This window comes from Haloparvum alkalitolerans (assembly GCF_050122995.1).
GTDB classification, from domain to species: domain Archaea; phylum Halobacteriota; class Halobacteria; order Halobacteriales; family Haloferacaceae; genus Haloparvum; species Haloparvum alkalitolerans.
Genome location: NZ_JBNLIA010000013.1, coordinates 60,596 through 78,220, shown reverse-complemented (window position 1 = coordinate 78,220; position 17,625 = coordinate 60,596). Strand labels below are relative to the sequence as shown.

General features: G+C 70.4%; 16 protein-coding genes. 9 read left to right on the top strand and 7 right to left on the bottom strand.

Features of this window, described 5'->3' with window-relative positions; genetic code table 11:
• The first annotated feature begins 33 nt into the window (after window positions 1–33).
• Window positions 34–984 carry an alpha/beta hydrolase gene (locus ACQE3L_RS12610; RefSeq protein WP_426964201.1) on the top strand — a complete coding sequence of 317 codons (951 nt, stop codon included), beginning with the start codon at window positions 34–36 and terminating at the stop codon, window positions 982–984.
• A 43-nt stretch (window positions 985–1,027) separates the two neighbouring features.
• Here ACQE3L_RS12610 and mvaD read toward each other — a convergent pair whose 3' ends face one another.
• Window positions 1,028–2,020 (bottom strand): phosphomevalonate decarboxylase MvaD, encoded by a 993-nt coding sequence (mvaD, locus tag ACQE3L_RS12605; protein WP_426964279.1) that lies wholly within the window; start codon window positions 2,018–2,020, stop codon window positions 1,028–1,030.
• Between the two features lie 1,356 nt (window positions 2,021–3,376).
• On the opposite strand from mvaD, the gene ACQE3L_RS12600 reads away from it, so the two are divergent.
• Complete coding sequence (locus ACQE3L_RS12600; protein WP_426964200.1) at window positions 3,377–3,715, top strand: 2Fe-2S iron-sulfur cluster-binding protein; 339 nt, start codon at window positions 3,377–3,379, stop codon at window positions 3,713–3,715.
• Between the two features lie 27 nt (window positions 3,716–3,742).
• Here ACQE3L_RS12600 and ACQE3L_RS12595 read toward each other — a convergent pair whose 3' ends face one another.
• Window positions 3,743–4,936: an MBL fold metallo-hydrolase gene (locus ACQE3L_RS12595; protein ID WP_426964198.1), complete on the bottom strand. Its 1,194-nt coding sequence runs from the start codon at window positions 4,934–4,936 to the stop codon at window positions 3,743–3,745.
• A 54-nt stretch (window positions 4,937–4,990) separates the two neighbouring features.
• On the opposite strand from ACQE3L_RS12595, the gene ACQE3L_RS12590 reads away from it, so the two are divergent.
• The 5 genes from ACQE3L_RS12590 to ACQE3L_RS12570 all read left to right on the top strand — a co-directional run bounded on the left by ACQE3L_RS12590 (window position 4,991) and on the right by ACQE3L_RS12570 (window position 9,036).
• Complete coding sequence (locus ACQE3L_RS12590; RefSeq protein ID WP_426964196.1) at window positions 4,991–5,707, top strand: rubrerythrin family protein; 717 nt, start codon at window positions 4,991–4,993, stop codon at window positions 5,705–5,707.
• A gap of 144 nt (window positions 5,708–5,851) precedes the next feature.
• A complete protein-coding gene (gene pyrB / locus ACQE3L_RS12585; protein ID WP_426964194.1) occupies window positions 5,852–6,778 on the top strand; it encodes an aspartate carbamoyltransferase in 927 nt (308 codons plus the stop codon).
• Complete coding sequence (gene pyrI, locus ACQE3L_RS12580) at window positions 6,775–7,233, top strand: aspartate carbamoyltransferase regulatory subunit (RefSeq protein WP_426964193.1); 459 nt, start codon at window positions 6,775–6,777, stop codon at window positions 7,231–7,233. Before pyrB ends, pyrI begins: the two co-directional genes overlap by 4 nt.
• A 284-nt stretch (window positions 7,234–7,517) precedes the next feature.
• Window positions 7,518–8,378, top strand: coding sequence for a glycoside hydrolase family protein (locus ACQE3L_RS12575; RefSeq protein WP_426964191.1), 861 nt, complete (start codon window positions 7,518–7,520; stop codon window positions 8,376–8,378).
• A gap of 112 nt (window positions 8,379–8,490) precedes the next feature.
• Window positions 8,491–9,036 carry a plastocyanin/azurin family copper-binding protein gene (locus tag ACQE3L_RS12570; protein ID WP_426964190.1) on the top strand — a complete coding sequence of 182 codons (546 nt, stop codon included), beginning with the start codon at window positions 8,491–8,493 and terminating at the stop codon, window positions 9,034–9,036.
• A 213-nt stretch (window positions 9,037–9,249) separates the two neighbouring features.
• Here the strand turns inward: ACQE3L_RS12570 and ACQE3L_RS12565 are convergent, their stop codons facing one another.
• Window positions 9,250–9,993, bottom strand: a complete 744-nt coding sequence (locus ACQE3L_RS12565) for a ThuA domain-containing protein (RefSeq protein ID WP_426964189.1) — start codon at window positions 9,991–9,993, stop codon at window positions 9,250–9,252.
• A 124-nt stretch (window positions 9,994–10,117) separates the two neighbouring features.
• Between ACQE3L_RS12565 and ACQE3L_RS12560 the strand changes: the two genes are divergently transcribed.
• Complete coding sequence (locus tag ACQE3L_RS12560; protein ID WP_426964188.1) at window positions 10,118–10,663, top strand: MOSC domain-containing protein; 546 nt, start codon at window positions 10,118–10,120, stop codon at window positions 10,661–10,663.
• Window positions 10,664–10,707: 44 nt separating this feature from the next.
• On the opposite strand, the gene ACQE3L_RS12555 is transcribed toward ACQE3L_RS12560, so the two are convergent.
• Window positions 10,708–11,712: an acetamidase/formamidase family protein gene (locus ACQE3L_RS12555; protein WP_426964186.1), complete on the bottom strand. Its 1,005-nt coding sequence runs from the start codon at window positions 11,710–11,712 to the stop codon at window positions 10,708–10,710.
• Between the two features lie 139 nt (window positions 11,713–11,851).
• On the opposite strand from ACQE3L_RS12555, the gene ACQE3L_RS12550 reads away from it, so the two are divergent.
• On the top strand, window positions 11,852–12,622 hold the full coding sequence (locus tag ACQE3L_RS12550) for a PHP domain-containing protein (protein ID WP_426964185.1): 771 nt from the start codon (window positions 11,852–11,854) through the stop codon (window positions 12,620–12,622).
• A gap of 178 nt (window positions 12,623–12,800) precedes the next feature.
• On the opposite strand, the gene ACQE3L_RS12545 is transcribed toward ACQE3L_RS12550, so the two are convergent.
• The 3 genes from ACQE3L_RS12545 to ACQE3L_RS12535 form a co-directional block, all read right to left on the bottom strand.
• Window positions 12,801–14,039: a mandelate racemase/muconate lactonizing enzyme family protein gene (locus ACQE3L_RS12545; protein WP_426964184.1), complete on the bottom strand. Its 1,239-nt coding sequence runs from the start codon at window positions 14,037–14,039 to the stop codon at window positions 12,801–12,803.
• A gap of 69 nt (window positions 14,040–14,108) precedes the next feature.
• Entirely contained in the window at window positions 14,109–15,371 is a 1,263-nt protein-coding gene (locus tag ACQE3L_RS12540) for an HAD family hydrolase (RefSeq protein ID WP_426964182.1), read from the bottom strand.
• A gap of 91 nt (window positions 15,372–15,462) precedes the next feature.
• Window positions 15,463–17,610 carry a thioredoxin domain-containing protein gene (locus ACQE3L_RS12535; RefSeq protein WP_426964181.1) on the bottom strand — a complete coding sequence of 716 codons (2,148 nt, stop codon included), beginning with the start codon at window positions 17,608–17,610 and terminating at the stop codon, window positions 15,463–15,465.
• Window positions 17,611–17,625 lie beyond the last annotated feature (15 nt).

The window sequence follows — 17,625 nt, the reverse complement described above, 5'->3', positions numbered from 1 at the left end:
CGACTTTTAAAGAATCACCGTCTCGGTGGGCACATGCGCGCAGACTCGCTCGACCCGCAGCTGGCGACGGTGATCGAGGAGATCGAGGCCGAGGGCGTCCCCGAGTGGCACGAGCTGTCGGTCGACGCCGCGCGCCGCGTCGAGGACGAGGTGTTCTCCGGCGGCGACGCGCCGGCGATGGGGCTCGTGCGCGACCTCGCCTTCGACGGGCCGCACGGGGAGGTCCCGGTTCGCGTCTACCGACCGGAGCCGGAGGGCGCCCACACCGACGGCCAGCCCGCCCGCACGCTCGTCTACTTCCACGGCGGCGGCTGGACGCTCGGGACGCTCGACTCCATCGACGGCGTCTGTCGCCGCCTCGCCGACCGCGCGGACGCGGTCGTCGTCTCGGTCGACTACCGGCTCGCGCCCGAACACCCCTTCCCGGTCGCGGCCGACGAGGCCGCAGCGGCCCTGGAGTGGGTCGCCGAGAACGCCGGGGCCTTCGGCGCGGACCCCGACCGGCTGGGCGTCGCGGGCACCTCCGCGGGCGGGAACCTCGCTGCCGTCGCGTGTCTGCACGCCCGCGAGTTCGACGGCCCCGACATCGCGGGACAGTTCCTGATCTACCCGGTCACCGACGCGCGCACGGACAGTTCCTCCTACCGCGAGAACGCCGACGGCCCCCTGCTGACGCGGGCGGACATGCAGTGGTTCGTCGATCGGTACCTCCGGAGCCCGGTCGACGCCGCGAACCCCTTCGTCTCGCCGTTGCGCGCGGACGACTTATCCAACCTGCCGCCCGCGACCGTCGTGACCGCCGGCTTCGACCCGCTCCGCGACGACGGGACGCGCTACGCCGAGCGGCTCTCCGATGCCGGCGTGTCCGTCGAGCACCGTCACTACCCGGCGATGGCGCACGGCTTTCTGAGTCTGACCGACCGCGTCGACACCGCGGAGGAGGCGATGGTCGACCTCGCCGCGGACGTCCGGGATCGGCTCTGAGTCGCGGCTTCAGAAACGCGCTCGAAACGGCTTCAGAACGCCCTCAGAACAGCGCCTCGGACGCGCCGAGGACGCGGGCCGGGCCGCCGACCTCCCACACGTCGGTGTCGATGCCGATCTCCGCGATCCGGCTCTCGACCTCGTCGGCGTAGCCCGCCTTCGTGTTGACGTAGACGGAGGCGCCGGTGTCCGTCGAGAAGTAGACCGGGACGCCCTCCTCGCGGAGTTCGCGAACCGCGTTGAACACCGCGATGGTCTCCGGCTGCCAGTAGACCCACGCCGAGGGCCCGGTCATCGTCGTGGCGGTCAGCGACAGCGAGTCGTGCTCCGCGATCTCGAAGATGGAGTCGAAGGCGCCCTCGCGCAGCGCGTCGGTCATCGCGTCGAGCTGTTCGTGGACGTGCGCGAGCCGCGCGTCGAACATGTGGCTCGCGGCCGCCTCGCGGTGCGCCTCCTCCGTCTCCTTGTAGGCCGGGACGTGCGCCGCGACGATGCGGAGGTCTTCCTCGGGGTCGAAGCCGTCCGCGCTCTCGCCCACGTCGAGCCGGCGCGCGCGGCAGTCCTCGTCGTTGTAGCCGCTCTCGAGGACGGAGTACGCGCCCGTCACCGCGCGGGCCGCGGAGGAGGAACCGCGCCGCGCGACCGTCGAGATCTCGGGGCGCGTCATGTCGAGGCCCGCCGCCTCCACGAGCGCCATCGCCGCGGCCGCGAAGCCGGACGAGGAGGAGCCGAAGCCGATGTTCGAGGGGAAGGAGTTCTCGCTCTCGAAGCGCACGCGGTGGTCGAACCCCGCCAGCTCGCGGACGTGCTCGGTGACAAGTTTGACGCGCTCGGCCTCTCGGTCTTCCAGCTCCTCGCCGCCAACCTTGAACGTGTCCTCGGCCGCGTCCGGTTGCCACTCGACGGTCGTGGTGGTCGCGGTCGGCGCGGTACAGAGGCTGATGCTGTCGTGGTACGGGAGTCGCAGGTCCTCGTCGCGCATCCCGTGGTACTTGACGAGCCCCTGGATCGGGTGGGCTCGCGCGGTGGCCTTCATGCTCATTACGCCGAAAGGCGACCGGCGGGGGATTAGTCGTTGCGGAACCCGGACGATCGATGCGTGGTGGTCGAAGGTGGCGATCCTGCTGATCGAGTCAGAAGCGCTCAAAAAGTCCCTAGAGGGGATCTCCGCTAGGTGAGCTGATGCTCCGATTTTTCTCTCGGTCCTGCTGCTCTGGACAGCGACCTCCAGAAAGCCCCAGCCGGCTCTCTGGACGACGTTTTTGACACTGCTGTCGATCCTGGTGCTCGGGACAGTAACACCCAGAAAGCCCCAGCCGGCTCGATCCGGCCGTCGTGAGACGGTCCGGGCTGCCTGCAGTGGCGGGCTGCCGGGCTGCGACTCACGGGCTCCCGCTCGTTCCTCGCGGGAACGCGACACACGCTGCGCTCCTCGCTCCCCGCTTGGCGAGACAAACCGCGTCTCGCGAGCCTCCAGCGTGCGGTAGCGCGCCGAAAATCGGAGATTTTCGAGCCGCCGTTCGCTCCCCACCGCGCTCACGGCGACGCTGGAGACACCGCCCGCCGCGAGTGCTTGAGGCGCCGGGGCCGGATCGAGCCGGCTGCTCCTTTCAGCCCCGTCCCGCACAGCACCGCCCAGCAGCCTCACACCTCCCCAGCCTCGGCGGCCGCGTGGCCGCGAAACCGCACCACATGCGGCCACGCGGCCACCTCCCTCGCGCGGTCGCGGCGACACGCGAAGCGGTCGCCGCGGCGCGCGCCGACAGCACGCCACCGCGACCGCACCGCCGGCGGGTGAACGTTTTTCGCGGATCACGCAGAACTCCCGCCGTGAGTGCAACCTTTTAGTCCCGAGCTCAGTGCGTCGCCCCGCCGGCTGTCCCACGTCCGGCGTCGCAGGCGCGCCACTGCACGCCTGCGAGCAGCGAGAGCTTGCCTCTCGCCCGCCGCGCGAGTGACGCGCGCGAGGGAAGCCCGCCCGTGGCCGGAGCAACGCGGAGGCCGCGGGCGGCTGAGGCTGGGGTGGCGTGAGGCCACGCTCACCTCGACAGCCGGCATGGCGATCACCGAGCAACCGACTGCGACGACTGACTTCATAAACCACCTCCTGGCGGACTGAAAGGGCGAGGCCGGTCGCAGCTTCTCAGACGGGCCCTATCCGCGCGGGCTTTGCGGAGAGCGCGGATATCCCGCTGAGAAGCTGCGAGCGGTCGAGGGCTTTCTGGGTGTTGGCAACAAGCGCAGTAGAACGCTTGATCACGCAAACACCAACGTAGCGCGAGCGGTGCAGAGCCACCGAACCACGTTCACGACGAGCACCACCATCCCGTCGGTCGGTCAGGGACACGATCCATGGCAAGAGTTTTGCCGCGAACCTGCGAATCTCGGAGTCATGACCGAGTACACCGTGGAGTTCGTCGGCACCGGTGAGACGATCGAGATCGCCGACACGGAGACGATCCTCAAACCCTGCATCGAGGAGGGGATCGCCCAAGAGTACTCCTGCCGCGTCGGCATGTGTCTGGCCTGCTCGGCGGAGATCGTTGAGGGCGAGGTGACTCAGCCGGCCGCCCGCGGCCTCACCGAGGAGGAGGCCGAGGAGTACGCGCTCACCTGCATGGCCCGCCCGCAGTCCGACCTGAAGCTCGACCGCGGGAAGTACCCGCCGAGCATCGAGGACGCGTCGGCCGCCGACGGCGAGGCCGCGGGCGCCGCGGCCGACGACGACTGAGCGGTCGGTACTCTCCAGAACTCCTTCTCAGTCCGCATCGACCGCGCAGTTGTTCGGCCCCAGTTCCGCCTCGAAGGCCCGCTCGTCGTCCATCGCCTCCCGGCCGAGGTTCGTCGCGACGATGGCCTCGTAGTTGGCCGGCTGCGGCGGGAGGTCGCTCGCGACCCGGTCCGCGAACGCCTCGGGGTCGTCCTCGACGGTCAGCCGCTCCCGGAGCGTCCCGACCGTCGCGCCGAACACCGCCCCCGCGGGTCCCTCAGCGTCCGGCGTCGACGCCGGATCCCGATGGGCCGGGAGTACGAGCGTCGCGTCGTCGAGCGCCGACAGCGTCCCGGTCAGGCTCTCGTGGAGGTCCCGCGCGAGGTCCCGGGCGCCCTCGTCGCCGGCCTCCAGGTCCGGTCGCGCGACGCTCCGCTGGAACGCCAGGTCCCCCGCGAACAGCAGGTCGCGCTCGGCGGTCGAAAGCCGGAACGCCGTCATCTCGGAGGTGTGGCCGGGGACGTGAACTGCCTCCAGCACGGCGTCGCCGACCGCGACCGTCTCGCCGTCCGCGACGAGGTCGGCGTCGAACGCCAGCCCGCGGTCGCGGGCACCCTCGGGGAGCACCGTCCTCGCGCCCGTCGCCTCGGCCACGTCGCGGACCCCGCTCACGTGGTCGGCGTGGACGTGGGTGTCGAGAGCGACCGCGAGGTTCGCGTCCCGGTCCTCCGCGTCGTCCGCGTACCGATCCGCGAAGGCGCGGAGGGGATCGATAACCGCGGCCTCCGCGCCCGCGACCACCAGATACGCCAAACAACCGGACGCTGGGCGGTCGTACTGGAGGACGGTCACGTCGTCCGTCGTCCCCTCGCCCGTCGTACTGCTCTCCTCCACGACCGGTCGCACGCGGTAGACGCGCGCCCACGCCGCCATCCCGCCCGCGAGGTTCGCGGCGTCGACGCCCGCCTCGCGGAGCAGCCCCGCGACCTCGGCGCTCGCCTCGCCGCGGCCGCAGACGACGACCAGCGGCTCCGGGAGGTCCGCGACGAGGTCCGCGGGATCGCCGTTGACGCTCGCCTCGAGGAAGCGGACGTGGGGCACCTGGGCGCTCTCGACGCCCGGCCCGTCGATCCGCCACGCCTCGTACTCGTCGCGGTCGCGCACGTCGAGGACGCCGACCCGCTCGCCCGACGCGAGCGCCTCGGCGAGGTCGGCCGGGTCAGTCGCGGGAACGTCGCTCATGCTCGGTCGTACGGCGGGCACAGTTTTGAAGCCGACGGCGGGGGAGGAAGCGGTATGGACACCGAGGCGTTCCGGGAGACGGTCGAGACGGAGACGCGGACCGAACTCGATAGGCTCGGCTCGAACAAGCTCCTGCTCGCGCTGACGGGCGCGCAACTCGACGAGGCGTCGGTGTTGTCGGCCGCGACCGCCGCCGAGGCGTCCGCGCGGGACCTGTTCGAGGCGTGGGCGGACGACGAGCAGAACGAGGGGGCGCGCGAGGCGTTCGCGGCGGTCGCGGAGCGGGAGGCCGACCACCTGGAGCGCGTCGAGGCGGAACGAGGGGCGGTCCGAGGCCGCGGGGAAGACCGTGAGGAGGACGGAGAGGTGGACGGCGAGGAGGACGGCGGAGGGAGCGGGGAGGGTGAGAACGGCGACCGGGAACCCGCGCGCGGCGCGATGCATTCGTCGCTGCGGGACAGGGAGGGGACGATCGAGCGCGTCGCGGCCGGAATGGTCGGGCGACCGCTGGTGAGCCTCCGAACTCACACGCAGTTGGTGAGCTTCTTCGTCAACGAGGCGGACGCGGCGCGCGCGGATCTGTTCCGGGACCTGAAGGCCGACGTGGAGGAATGCCTCGCGACCGGCCTCGACCTGCTCGCGGACCTCTGCGACGGCGAGGACGACGTGGAGCGCGCCCGCGCGGCCGCCGTCAAGACGATCGAGGCCGCCTACGAGGACTACGAGACCGCGCTCTCCGGCATGGGGATGGACCCCAAGCCGGTCTGTTGAGGATCCGGGGGCCACGCGCTCCGGGGATCGGCACCGCGTTTCGATATTCGTAGCTCCGTCCGCATCGGGATTCACGTTCCTGTGTAAACCGCGGGAAGGCGGCACCCGAGGGATTCAAGTCCTTGCGACCACCCGACTCAGACAATGCGACAGGACCACCTCATCTCCGCGACGCAGCTCTCGCGGGAGGACGTGGAGGCGACCCTCGACCGGGCGCGCGAGGTCGCGGCCGACCCCGGCGCGCTCCGGGACAGCCACGACGGGGCGGTGCTCGCGCTCTGCTTCTTCGAGCCCAGCACGCGCACGAAGATGAGCTTCGAGTCCGCCGCCAAGCGGCTCGGCGCCGAGACCATCGACATGGGCTCCGTGGAGTCCTCCTCGGTCAAGAAGGGCGAGAGCCTCGCGGACACCGTCCGCGTCATCGAGGGCTACGCGGACGCGATCGTCCTTCGCCACCCCAGCGAGGGCGCCGCGACGCTCGCCTCCGAGTTCGTCGACGTGCCGGTGATCAACGCCGGCGACGGCGCCGGGCAACACCCCTCCCAGACCCTGCTGGACCTCCACACGATCCGCGAGAACCACGGGCTGGACGACCTGACGGTCGGGATCATGGGCGACCTGAAGTACGGACGGACGGTCCACTCGCTGGCGACCGCGCTGACGGAGTTCGACGCGCGCCAGCACTTCATCAGCCCGGAGTCGCTGAAGCTCCCGCGGTCGGTCCGGTTCGACCTCCACGAGGCCGGCGCGCAGGTCCGGGAACACACCGAGCTGGAGGCCGTACTCCCGGAGCTCGACGTGCTCTACGTCACCCGCATCCAGCGCGAGCGATTCCCGGACGAGAACGAGTACCGGAAGGTCGCGGGCCAGTACCGGATCGACGCCGAGACGCTCGAGGCGGCCGACGACGACCTGACCGTGATGCATCCCCTGCCGCGCGTGGACGAGATCGCGCCCGACGTGGACGAGACGGACCACGCGCGCTACTTCGAGCAGGCGCACAACGGCGTCCCGGTCCGCATGGCGCTGCTGGACGAACTGCTCTTGCGCGCGGGAGGTGACGAGGAATGAGCGAGCACGAGCTCCGCGTCTCGAAGATCCGGAACGGGACGGTCATCGACCACGTCGCGGGCGGCCAGGCGCTCAACGTGCTGGCGATCCTCGGCATCGACGGTTCGGAGGGGTTCGGCGTCTCCATCGGGATGAACGTCCCCTCGGACCGGCTCGGCCGGAAGGACATCGTGAAGGTCGAGGACCGCGAGCTGAGCCAGTCGGAGGTGGACGTGCTCTCGCTGATCGCGCCCGAGGCGACGATCAACATCGTCCGCGAGTTCGAGGTGGTCGAGAAGAACCGCGTCGAACGCCCCGAGGCCGTGGCCGGCGTGCTCTCGTGCCCGAACCGGAACTGCATCACGAACGCCGACGAGCCGGTCGAGTCGCGGTTCGCGGTCGTCCCCGACGGCGTCCGGTGCGGCTACTGTGACGAGATCCTCCGCGAGGATCTGGCCGACCACATCGACGTGTAGGTCGGAGCGCTCTTCGGCTGCGCCCCGGGATCCGCCCGCTCCCCGGTAGTTTTTAGCCCGTCGGGGCGGAACCGTCGTCCATGTCCACGAAGGCGAAGCTGCTCATCGTGCTGGCGTTCGTCACGCTCGCGTACTTCCTCACGGCCGGCGACAAGGAGCCGGTCGGGGTCGAATAGCCCTCCGCGGCGACCGCTCCGCCGTGAACGCGGCCGTTCGCTGACCGCGGCCGGTCGGCTGCAGTCTCGAACACCCCTTTTAAGCGCCGTCGCCCGCTAGCGGCGTCCATGTACGGGGTCGTCACGCGGAACGCCAAGGAGGTCGAGGGCGGCGAGTTCGACGTGGGGTTCTACGAGGTGAAGGATGTGACCGGCCGTGCGTCGGCGCCGCTCCCGAACGCGGTCAACATGGTCTCCTGTTTCGGGGACAACGCGGCCGCCAGCGAGAACCCGGAGCTGGTCCCGGTCGACGACCGCGGCGAGCCCGCCACCCGCGACCGCGAGTACTTCGACTGGGCGTACGTCTGTCCGACCCACCCGGAGTACCGCGAGGGCCTCTTCGAGATCATCGAGGACTGCGCGGCCGAGAACGGCGACGTGCGCCTCGACGACGTGGGGTTCCCCCGCGAGGGGTTCTGTCGCTGCGACCGCTGCGAGCGCCTGTTCGCCGAGAGCGACCACGACGACTGGAGCGACTGGCGCGCCGCAGTCATCACGGACTTCGTCGCGGAGGCGAGCGACCGGATCCCCGGGCGGACGTTCCTGACCCTCTACCCCGACCCCTACCCGGGCCACCTCCGCGAGCGGGCGGGCCTCGACGTCGACGCGCTCGCCGAGCACGTCGACGAGTTCGTCGTCCCGCTGTACGACACCGAGTACGCGACGACCTACTGGGTCGAGACCATCGCACGCGGCTTCCGGTCGCGCCTCGGGGGCGACTACGACCTCCACGGCGCCCCGCCGGAGACGCCCTTCTCGGTCGAGTTGTACGCCGTGAACGTCGACGTGGACGACCTCGTCCACGCGACCGAGGTCGTCGAGACGTACGCGAAGGACGTGCTGTTCGGCTACGACGCGAGCAACGCGGCCGCGGCGCTCAGGCGGAAGGACGCCGACGACCGCGAGGGCGAGGTCCACCGGCCGGAGTGATCCCGGGTCCGGTCGCTCCCCCGCCGTGTACCCGTGGAGGACGGGAGCGACCGGCCGAATTTGGGAGAGAGTTCGGCAAACACTCATGGGTCGACCGCGGCTCGGAGCAGTCATGAACGCGGACAGACGGGACGTGCTCGTCGCGGTCGGCGTCGCGGGCGCGACCGCGGTCGGCGGCTGTCTCGGCACCCCGAACGGCGACGGAACAGCCACCAGCGACGCGGAGACGCCGACGACCGAACCGACCGAGACCAAACCGAACGGGGCCGATCCGACCGAAACCGAACCGACGACGACCGAGCCGACAGAAACCGAACCGACCGAAACCGAACCGACGACGACCGAGCCGGAGGGGTCGACCGCCGCGGACGCCGACGAGACCGTCCTCGTGGCGCCGGACGGCTCGCTCGCGTTCGAACCGGCGGAGTTGCGGGTCGCGGCCGGAACCACCGTCGCGTTCGTCTGGCGCGGCGGCGGGCACAACGTCGCGGTCACCGAGCAACCCGACGGCGCCGACTGGGCCGGCGTCCCGGAGGTGCAGGACGCGGGGTACGAATACCGACACACGTTCGAGGTGCCCGGCGCGTACGACTACGTGTGTGAACCCCACGAGTTCGCGGGGATGACCGGCCGGGTCGTCGTCGGTGACTCCGACTGACCCGGAGCGCGACGCCGCCGGAAGCGAGGGTTTATCCCCGGCCGCGGCGGACCACTACTCGACCGGCCGCCGGTGTCGGGTACACTGACGGTCTCGCGGTTCCCGCGAGGCGGTCACCTTTCAACGCCCGGCACCGTAGCGGCGGTCGCTCAACAGCCCCGAGCGACCGCCACGCGTTTTCTGAACCGCCGCACGCGAGCGGCGCCGTCGTCCTCAGTGAACCGTGCGTTCGTCGTCCGTGTCGATGTCCTCGATGGGGTCCGCGTTCCCGAAGTCGGGGGTCGGACCGTCGCCCGGTGCGGCCCAGTCGACGGCATTTATCAGCACCTGCTGAACGTCCTCGTTCCGGTAGATCGGGTAGGTCTCGTGGCCCGGCCGGAAGTAGAACACCTTGCCGTTGCCGCGGCGGTAACAGCACCCCGAGCGGAACACCTCGCCGCCCTCGAACCAGGAGTTGAACACCAGCGTGTCGGGCGCCGGGATGTCGAAGCGCTCGCCGTACATCTCGGTCTCGGGAAGCTCGATGTACTCGCCGATCCCGTCGGCGATGGGGTGGCTCGGCTCGACGGTCCAGAGCCGCTCCGTCTCGGCGGCCTCGCGCCACTTGAGCGAACAGGTCGTCCCCATCAGGGTCTTGAAGATCTTCGAGTAGTGGCCCGAGTGGAGCACGATCAGGCCCATCCCCTCCAGCACGCGCTCCTGTACGCGCTCGACCACCGCGTCCGAGACCTCGTCGTGGGCGGCGTGGCCCCACCACGTCAGCACGTCCGTCTCCGCGAGGACCTCCTCGGTCAGTCCGTGCTCGGGCCCCTCGTCCAGCGTCGCGGTCTCGACCTCGTGGCCGGCGTCTTCGAGGAACTCGGCGATAACCGCGTGGATCCCGTCGGGGTACACCTCGGCGACCGTCTCGCTCTCGCGCTCGTGGCGATACTCGTTCCAGACAGTTACTCGGACCATAGTGAACGATTTGTGGGGGCCCTCAAGTAGCCTGCCATCGCGACGAACGTCGGGCGAGTGGGACTCCCGAAGCCCCACGGGACCGGGGCGGCGACCTTTTGTCCCGCGGCGCCGACGTCGGGTCATGGACGGGACAGAAACCGACCGCGTCACCGGCCGCGTCACCGGCCTCGTGACGGCACCGAAGAGCGGCGCGCCGCCGGAGCGTCGCGACCGCGTCGACGTCGACGCCGGCGGCGTGGTCGGCGACCGCTATCACGCCGGTGAGGGCACCTTCCAGGTGGACGCCTGCGCCGTGACGCTGGTCGCGGCCGAGGCGCTCGCGGCGGTGCGGGCGGAGACGGGCATCGACGTGACGGACGGCCGGCACCGCAGGAACGTCGTCGTCGAGGGGGTCGGCGAGGGGCTCGACGACCTGCTGGAGGCGACCGTCGCGGTCGGCGATGCCGTGGTTCGGCCCACGAGACGCCGTCCGCCCTGCGCCCACCTGGAGGAACTGGCGGGCGCCGAGGGCCTCGCCAGCGCGCTCTCGGAGCGCGGCGGGCTTTGCGCGGACGTGGTCGAACCGGGCACCGTCGCGGTCGGCGACGCGGTCCGGATCGAGGATCCGGACCCGAGAACCGCCGGTGCCGCCATCGCGGAGCGACTCGGGACGGACGGGGCGGAGTAAGACCGACGGCCGAGGACGAGGAGTGGTTCGACCGGGCGAACGCCCTACTCGTCCGGGAAGATGCTGTCCGGGACGTACGCCGTGACGGTCCAGTTTGGCGCGTCGACGACCTCGCTCACCTTGAGGTCGACGGCGGCCGAGCAGAGGATGTACGCCTCGCCGCGCGTCAGGTCGCGCTCGGCCTCGAGGTGGTCGATCATGTGTCTGACCGCCCTTTTCGTCGCGTCCATCAGGTCGTCGCTGATGCCCGTCGTGGCGTACATCGGCTCGTCGCGCCCGGTCGGGGTGAACGGCCCGGAGGTGCGGAGTTGCGGCTGTTCGATGTCCATGTCCTTGCGGACGTTGAACCGCGCCGTGACGAACATCGGCGCCTCGATCCCCGTGACGCAGACCTCGCCGTCGCCCTGCGCGGCGTGACAGTCGCCCGTCGAGAAGAGCGCGCCCTCCGTCTCGACAGGGAGGTACACCGTCGAGCCCGCGGTCATGTGCTTCACGTCCATGTTCCCGCCGGTGTCGTACGGCGGGAGGGTGTCGTGTTCGCCGTCCGCGCCCGGCGCGACGCCGATGACGCCCGGGAACGGGTCGAGTTCGACCTCGATGCCGTTCACGAACGTCCCTTTGTCCCCCTGCAGGTCCCAGACGTGGACCTTCGCGTCGGGGAAGTCCTCGGGGAGCAGGCCGAGCCCCATCTCGCCGGGCATGAAGCCGGTGTACCCCCAGCCCTTGTGCTGGAGGTCCAGCAACTCGACCTCGAGCACGTCCCCCGGCTCGGCCCCCTCGACCGCGACCGGTCCCGTGAGGGGGTGGACCGGGTCGAAGCTCACGTTCGCGAAGTCGTCGTCCGTCGACTGCAGGTCGAGCTGTCGGTCGACCGCGTCGCGGCACTCGAACCGGACCACCTCGCCCGGCTCGACGGTGAGAACGGGGTCCAGCGAGTTGTCCCACGCCCGGTGGATGTTGCGCTCCGCGTCCGAGAGGTGGTGGTCGACCTCGTAGTCGCGTGCCGGCTCGTCGTGGTCCTTCTCGTGACCGCACTCGTGGTGTGGCATACGTGAACATGGTTGCCGGCGAGCGGCATAAATGCGTAGCTCGCGGCCGGCCCGACCGGATCCGGTCGAGGATGCGTGGTGAGGCACCGACCCGCACGCGTCCGTAAGCTACGAGACCCCCGCACTCACAGGAGTGACCGTGTACGACTACCACGTCCACACGAACTACTCGGACGGGGAGTTCCTCCGGTGGATGGTGAACGCGGCCGCCGACGCGGGCCTCGACGGCGTCGGCATCGCCGACCACTGCAACGTCTTCCCCGACGCGGACGCCGAGCGCCACCGCCGTGCGTTCGGGTTCAACCTCGACATCACCTACGAGCGCCGCCGGGCGGCCATCGCGGACGCCCGCGAACGAACGGACATCGCGGTGTTCGACGCCGTCGAGATGGACTACCACCCCGCCCACGAGGACGCGATCGGCGAGTTCCTCTACGAGGCGGCGTTCGACTACGCGGTCGGCAGCGTCCACGACCTCGACGGGACGAACGTCCACATCAGGCCCCACTTCGCGGACAAGCCGGAGGCCGAGCGCCGCGACCTGGTCGACCGCTACTTCGAGAAACTGGTCGCGCTGGTCGACTCGGAGCTGTTCGCGATCGCCGCCCACCCGGACCTGATCGAGCGCAACCCGCACCTCCGCGGGTTCGCGACCGACGAGCACTACGCGCGCGTCGCGGACGCCTTCGCCGCATCTCGGACTGTCCCCGAGATCAACGCCGGCCGCCTGCTCGACGGCTACGGCGAGTTCCACCCTGCGCCCGCCTTTCTCGACACGCTCGCCGAGCGCGGCGTCGAGGTGACCGTCGGGACCGACAGCCACGAGCCAGACGTTATCGCACCGCGGATCGAGGGGATCGAGCGGGAACTCGACGAGCGGGGACTGGACCCGGTCTGGATCGCGGAGTAGCGAACTCGGGGAGAGAACCCGCCGACAGAAACCCGCCGACAGAAAACGGCCGACAGAAAACGGCCGACAGAACGACGTGCGTTTCGCCTCGTCGAACGACGCGAACGCGGTTCGCTGGCTCGACGAAGTCAGGCTTCGTCGAACACTGCCGAGCAAAGCTCGGCAAGTCCGACGAGGACTACGCCTCGTCGAACAGCGTCTCGCCCTCGACCATGTGCTCCTCGACGGTGTCGAGGTCGAGGGTCAGGCCGAGGCCCGGCTTCTCGGGGATCTCGATGTAGCCGTCCTCGATGACGTCCTCCTCGACGAGGTCCTCCCACCAGCCGAGCTCGTAGCTGTGGTACTCGACCGCGAGGCTGTTCGGGATGGCGGCGCCGACCTGCGCGGAGGCCATCGTCGCGACCGGCGAGGAGACGTTGTGCATCGCGACCGGGACGTAGTACTGGTTGGCCACGTCCGCGATCTTCCGGGTCTCGCGCATGCCCCCGACCTTCGGGAGGTCGGGCGCGATGATGTCGACGGCCTGGTTCTCGATCAGGCGGCGCTCCTCGGTGACGCGGTAGCGGTTCTCGCCGACGGTGATGGGGGTGGTCGTGGACTTCGTGACCTCCTCCTGCACCTCGAGGTTCTCCGGCGGGACGGGGTCCTCGAGCCACCACACGTCGTACTCCTCCAGCTCCGCGGCGAGCCGCTTCGCGGAGCCGCCCGAGAACGTCCAGTGGCAGTCGAAGGCCACGTCCGCGCGGTCCTTGACGCGCTCGGTGACCTTCTCGACGATCTCCGCCTTGTGACGGATCTCGCCGGGGCGGAGGTGGCGGTTCGCGCGGTCCTTCTCGAAGCCGGACGGCACGTCGAGGTCGAACTTCAGCGCGTCGTAGCCGAGTTCCTCGACCACGCGCTCGGCCTCGTCGGCGCAGGCCTCGGGGTCGGCCTCCTCCTCGGTGTGGCAGTCGCAGTAGACGCGGACCTTGTCGCGGTACTTGCCGCCGAGCAGCTGGTAGGCCGGCACGTCGAGGATCTTGCCCGCCAGGTCGTGGAGCGCGATCTCGATGCCGGAGATGGCGGTGACGGTGACGCCCTCGACGGAGCCCTCGCCGGACATCTTCTGGATGAGGTGCTCGAAGAGGCGGTCGATGTCCAGCGGGTTCTCGCCCACGACGAACGGCTTCATCCGCTCGATCAGTTCGGGAACGCCCGCGCCCCAGTAGGCCTCGCCCGTGCCGACGACGCCCGCGTCCGTGTAGACGCGGACGAGCGTCCACGGGAAGTTGCCGTCGACCATCGTCGTCTGGACGTCCGTGATCTCCACGTCGCGCCCGCCGCCTCGCGTGCCGGTCGTCCCCATCGTCTCCGCGGAGAGTTCCCGCATCGTGTACTCCGCGTTCGGGTCGTGGAGCGACTCGTAGTTTCGGCTCATGACTGTGTCCTTTACTCGCTACAGGGTAAATCTTTGGAGTCGGTGCAGTTCCCGTCCACTCCGCCCCGGTCAGTCCAGCCGCGCCAGCAGGTTGAGCACGTACACCGTCCGCAGCATCTGTGCGGACTGGCCGCGGTCGAACACCAGTTCGTCGGTCTCGAGGACGTGCGAGAGCGTGTCCCGGGAGGCGTGGTCGGGCGCGGCCGCGATGCCGGCGTCGTTCTCCGCCGCCCACCGCATCACGCGCAGGTCCGACTTGCTGTCGCCCATCACGAGCACGAAGGGGTCGTCGACGCCCAGCACGTCCAGCGCGGCCTCGACGCCGGCCACCTTGTTGAGCTCCAGCGACGTGATCTCGGCGGCGTCGGCGTGGTAGTAGCCGATGTCGATCCGCTCGAACAGCTCGCGGACGCTCGCGGGCACGTCGTCCGGCGCGACGTCCGCGGCGGCGCCCTCCTCCTCCAGTACCTCGCGGATCTCGGGGTCGGAGTCCGCGTAGTGCGCCCGCGCCCAGGCGCTGCCGGTCGCCGCAGCGGCGTCCTCCGCCGGGGCACCGCCGAGCGCGTCCACGACCGCCTCGCCGAGCAGGTCGATCAGGTGGACCATTCCGGCGTCGATGACCCGCTCCGCGTCCGGGCTCCCCGTCTCGAAGTTCGGCTTGAGGGTGACGTTGAACTCGTTGCCCTGCAGGTGACAGCCGTGGCGCACGTCTTCCGGCGCCTCCGGGAGCACGCGGGCGCGGATCTCGTCGAAGACGGAGCGTACCTCGGTGTCCAGCTCCTCGTAGAGCAACTGCTTCGTCCGCGAGCCCTGTCCGGGGGTGAAAACCCCGTTGCCCGACTCATAGACGATCGAGAACGTGCCGGAGTGGACCAACTCGTTGCCGAGCCCCTGGATCATGAACCCCTTGACGTTCTCCAGCGTCTGGCCAGTACAGATGACGATGGGGACGCCGCGCTCGTGGAACTCCGTCAGCAGGTGGAGCGTCTCGCGGGGGATCTCGTTGTCCGTCCCGCCTGCCGAGCGGAGCGTCTCGTCCACGTCCAGCACGAGCGCGTTCACCGCGCGGCCGTGTCTGTTCAACAGGTCGAGCGCCGTGAAGGCGGCCTCGCGGTCGGCGTAGGCGGCCACGTCCGCGAACGTCGCGCCTCGCGGCAGCGCGTTCCTGATCTCGGCTTTCCGACCCTCCAGCTCGTCGCTCGCCTCCTCCCAGTGCTCGAGCGCGACGCGCGAGTCGACCGGCGGGAACAGGTCGACGAAGAACTGGTACTCGCGGAGCGTCTCCGTGTCGAAGTCGTCGTAAAGCCGATAGAGAAGGTCGTACCGCTCCATAGCCGATAGGCGCGGCCCGAGGGTAAAAACGACCCGGGGTGTGCAGAACTCGCCGTGGCGCGGCCTGCCCTCCGGTCCGTCCCGAACGGAACTACTCGGAGAGCCAGTCGAGCGCCTCGCGGAGGTCCGTCCGCGGCGGCGAGCAGGTGAATCCACGACAGACGTACGCGGTCGGGCGCGCGTTGGCCGCGTCGCGGCCGGCCCACACGGGCGGCGCCTCCGGAAGTCCGAGCCGGTCGAGCCACTCCTCAAGCCCGGCCTCGGTGGGCGGACGCCGCGCGATCACCGCTCCGGGGAGGAACCGTCCCGCGAGCACCCGCCGCCAGTCGTCCGGGAGGTCGTCGGCCGCCATCGTCACCTCGATGCCGCCGGTCTCGGCGGCGTCCGCCGCCATCGCCAGCGTGGCGTGCTGGAGCGGGTTCGACCGGATCCGGTCGGCGTGCGTGTCCAGCACCGCCTCCGCGACGCCGCGGTAGTCGCGGTCGACCGTGAACCCGTCCAGATCGAGCAGGAGGCCGACCGCGACCCCGACGCTCGACGGCGTCGGACCGTCCGCGAGCTCCTGCGGCCGCGCGAGCAACTCCTCGCCGTCCGACGGCGTGAAGTAGAGCGCCCCCGCGTCCGCGTCGTAGAAGCGCGCCACGATCTCGTCGGCCAGATCCAGCGCGAACCCGAGCGCGTCCACGTCGCCGGTGGCGCCGTAGTGGTCGAACGCGCCGCGCGCGAGGAACGCGTAGTCCTCGAGGTAGCCCGGACCGGCCACGTCGCCGTCGAGCCACCGGCGGTCGAGCCGCCCCGCGTCGGCGTCCCAGAGGCGGTCGCGAACGAACGCGAGCGCTCCGCCGCCGAGGTCGGCGACCGGACCGTCGAGCACCGTCGCTCCCGCGGCCAGCGCGGAGATCATCCGACCGTTCCAGCCCGCCAGCACCTTCTCGTCGCGGGCCGGTTTCGGACGCTTCTCGCGCGCGTCGAACAGCGCGGCGCGGGCGTCCATCAGCCGCTCCCGAACGGACGCCTCGTCGAGGTCGTACTCGTCCGCGAGAGCGGCGATCGGTGCGGAGACCGTGAGGACGGTCGTCCCGCGCTCGAAGTTGCCGCCCGGCTCGATGCCGTACCTGTCACAGACGAGCGACGCGTCCGGCTCGTCGAGGACCGCGCGCACCTCCTCGGGCGTCCAGACGTAGAAGGCGCCTTCAACCGGGTCGGGCGTCTCCTCGAGGTCGGTCCGGCGCGATTCGGGCGGGAGGCTTCGAGCGTCGAGCGTACTGACGAAGCCCCCCTTGGCGTTGGTCATCTCGCGCTCGACGAACGCGAACGTCTCCTGTGCGACGCGAGCGTAGGACGGGTCGCCGGTGATCCGGTGAGCGTCGAGGGAGATCCGCGCGAGCTCCGCGTTGTCGTAGAGCATCTTCTCGAAGTGGGGGACCGTCCACGCGCGGTCGGTGCAGTAGCGGTGGAAGCCGCCGCCGACGTGGTCGTAGAGCCCCCCGGACGCCATCGCGTCGAGCGTGCCGGTCGCCGCGCCGAGCGCCGCGTCGCCCCCGTCCGCCGCGGTTGCCGACCGCAGCAGCGCCTCGACGCGGCTCGGCTGCGGGAACTTCGGGCCGTCGGCTCCGAAGCCGCCGTACTGCTCGTCGTAGCTGCGGAGCGCGGCTGTCGCAGCCTCCCCCAGCGCGTCCGTCCCGGGCGACTCGCCCGGCTGGTCCGGCACCGACTCCAGTTCGTCCTTCGCGGCCGCCGTCCACTGCTCGGCGCGGTTCTCCATCTCGGCGCGCTGTTCGGGGTCGTTCCACGACGCGGCGACGTCCTCGCACAGCTGTTTGAACCCCGGCTGGTTGCGCCGCGGCTCCGGCGGGAAGTAGGTCCCGACGTAGAAGGGCTTCCCCTCCGGCGTACACCACGCCGAGAGGGGCCACCCCCCGCCGCCGGAGACGAGCTGGCAGACGCTCATGTAGACGCTGTCGACGTCCGGCCGCTCCTCGCGGTCGACCTTTATCGGGACGAACTCCTCGTTGAGGGTCGCCGCGACGTCCTCGTCCTGAAAGCTCTCCTCCTCCATGACGTGACACCAGTGACACGCGGAGTAGCCGATGGAGACGAACACGGGCACGTCGCGCTCGCGGGCGGCCGCGAACGCCGCGTCGTCCCACGGCTGCCAGTGGACCGGGTTGTCGGCGTGCTGTCGGAGGTAGGGGCTGGCCTCCTCGTCGAGCCGGTTGCGGTCCGTGGGGTCGCTCATGGCCGGCGGTTGGCG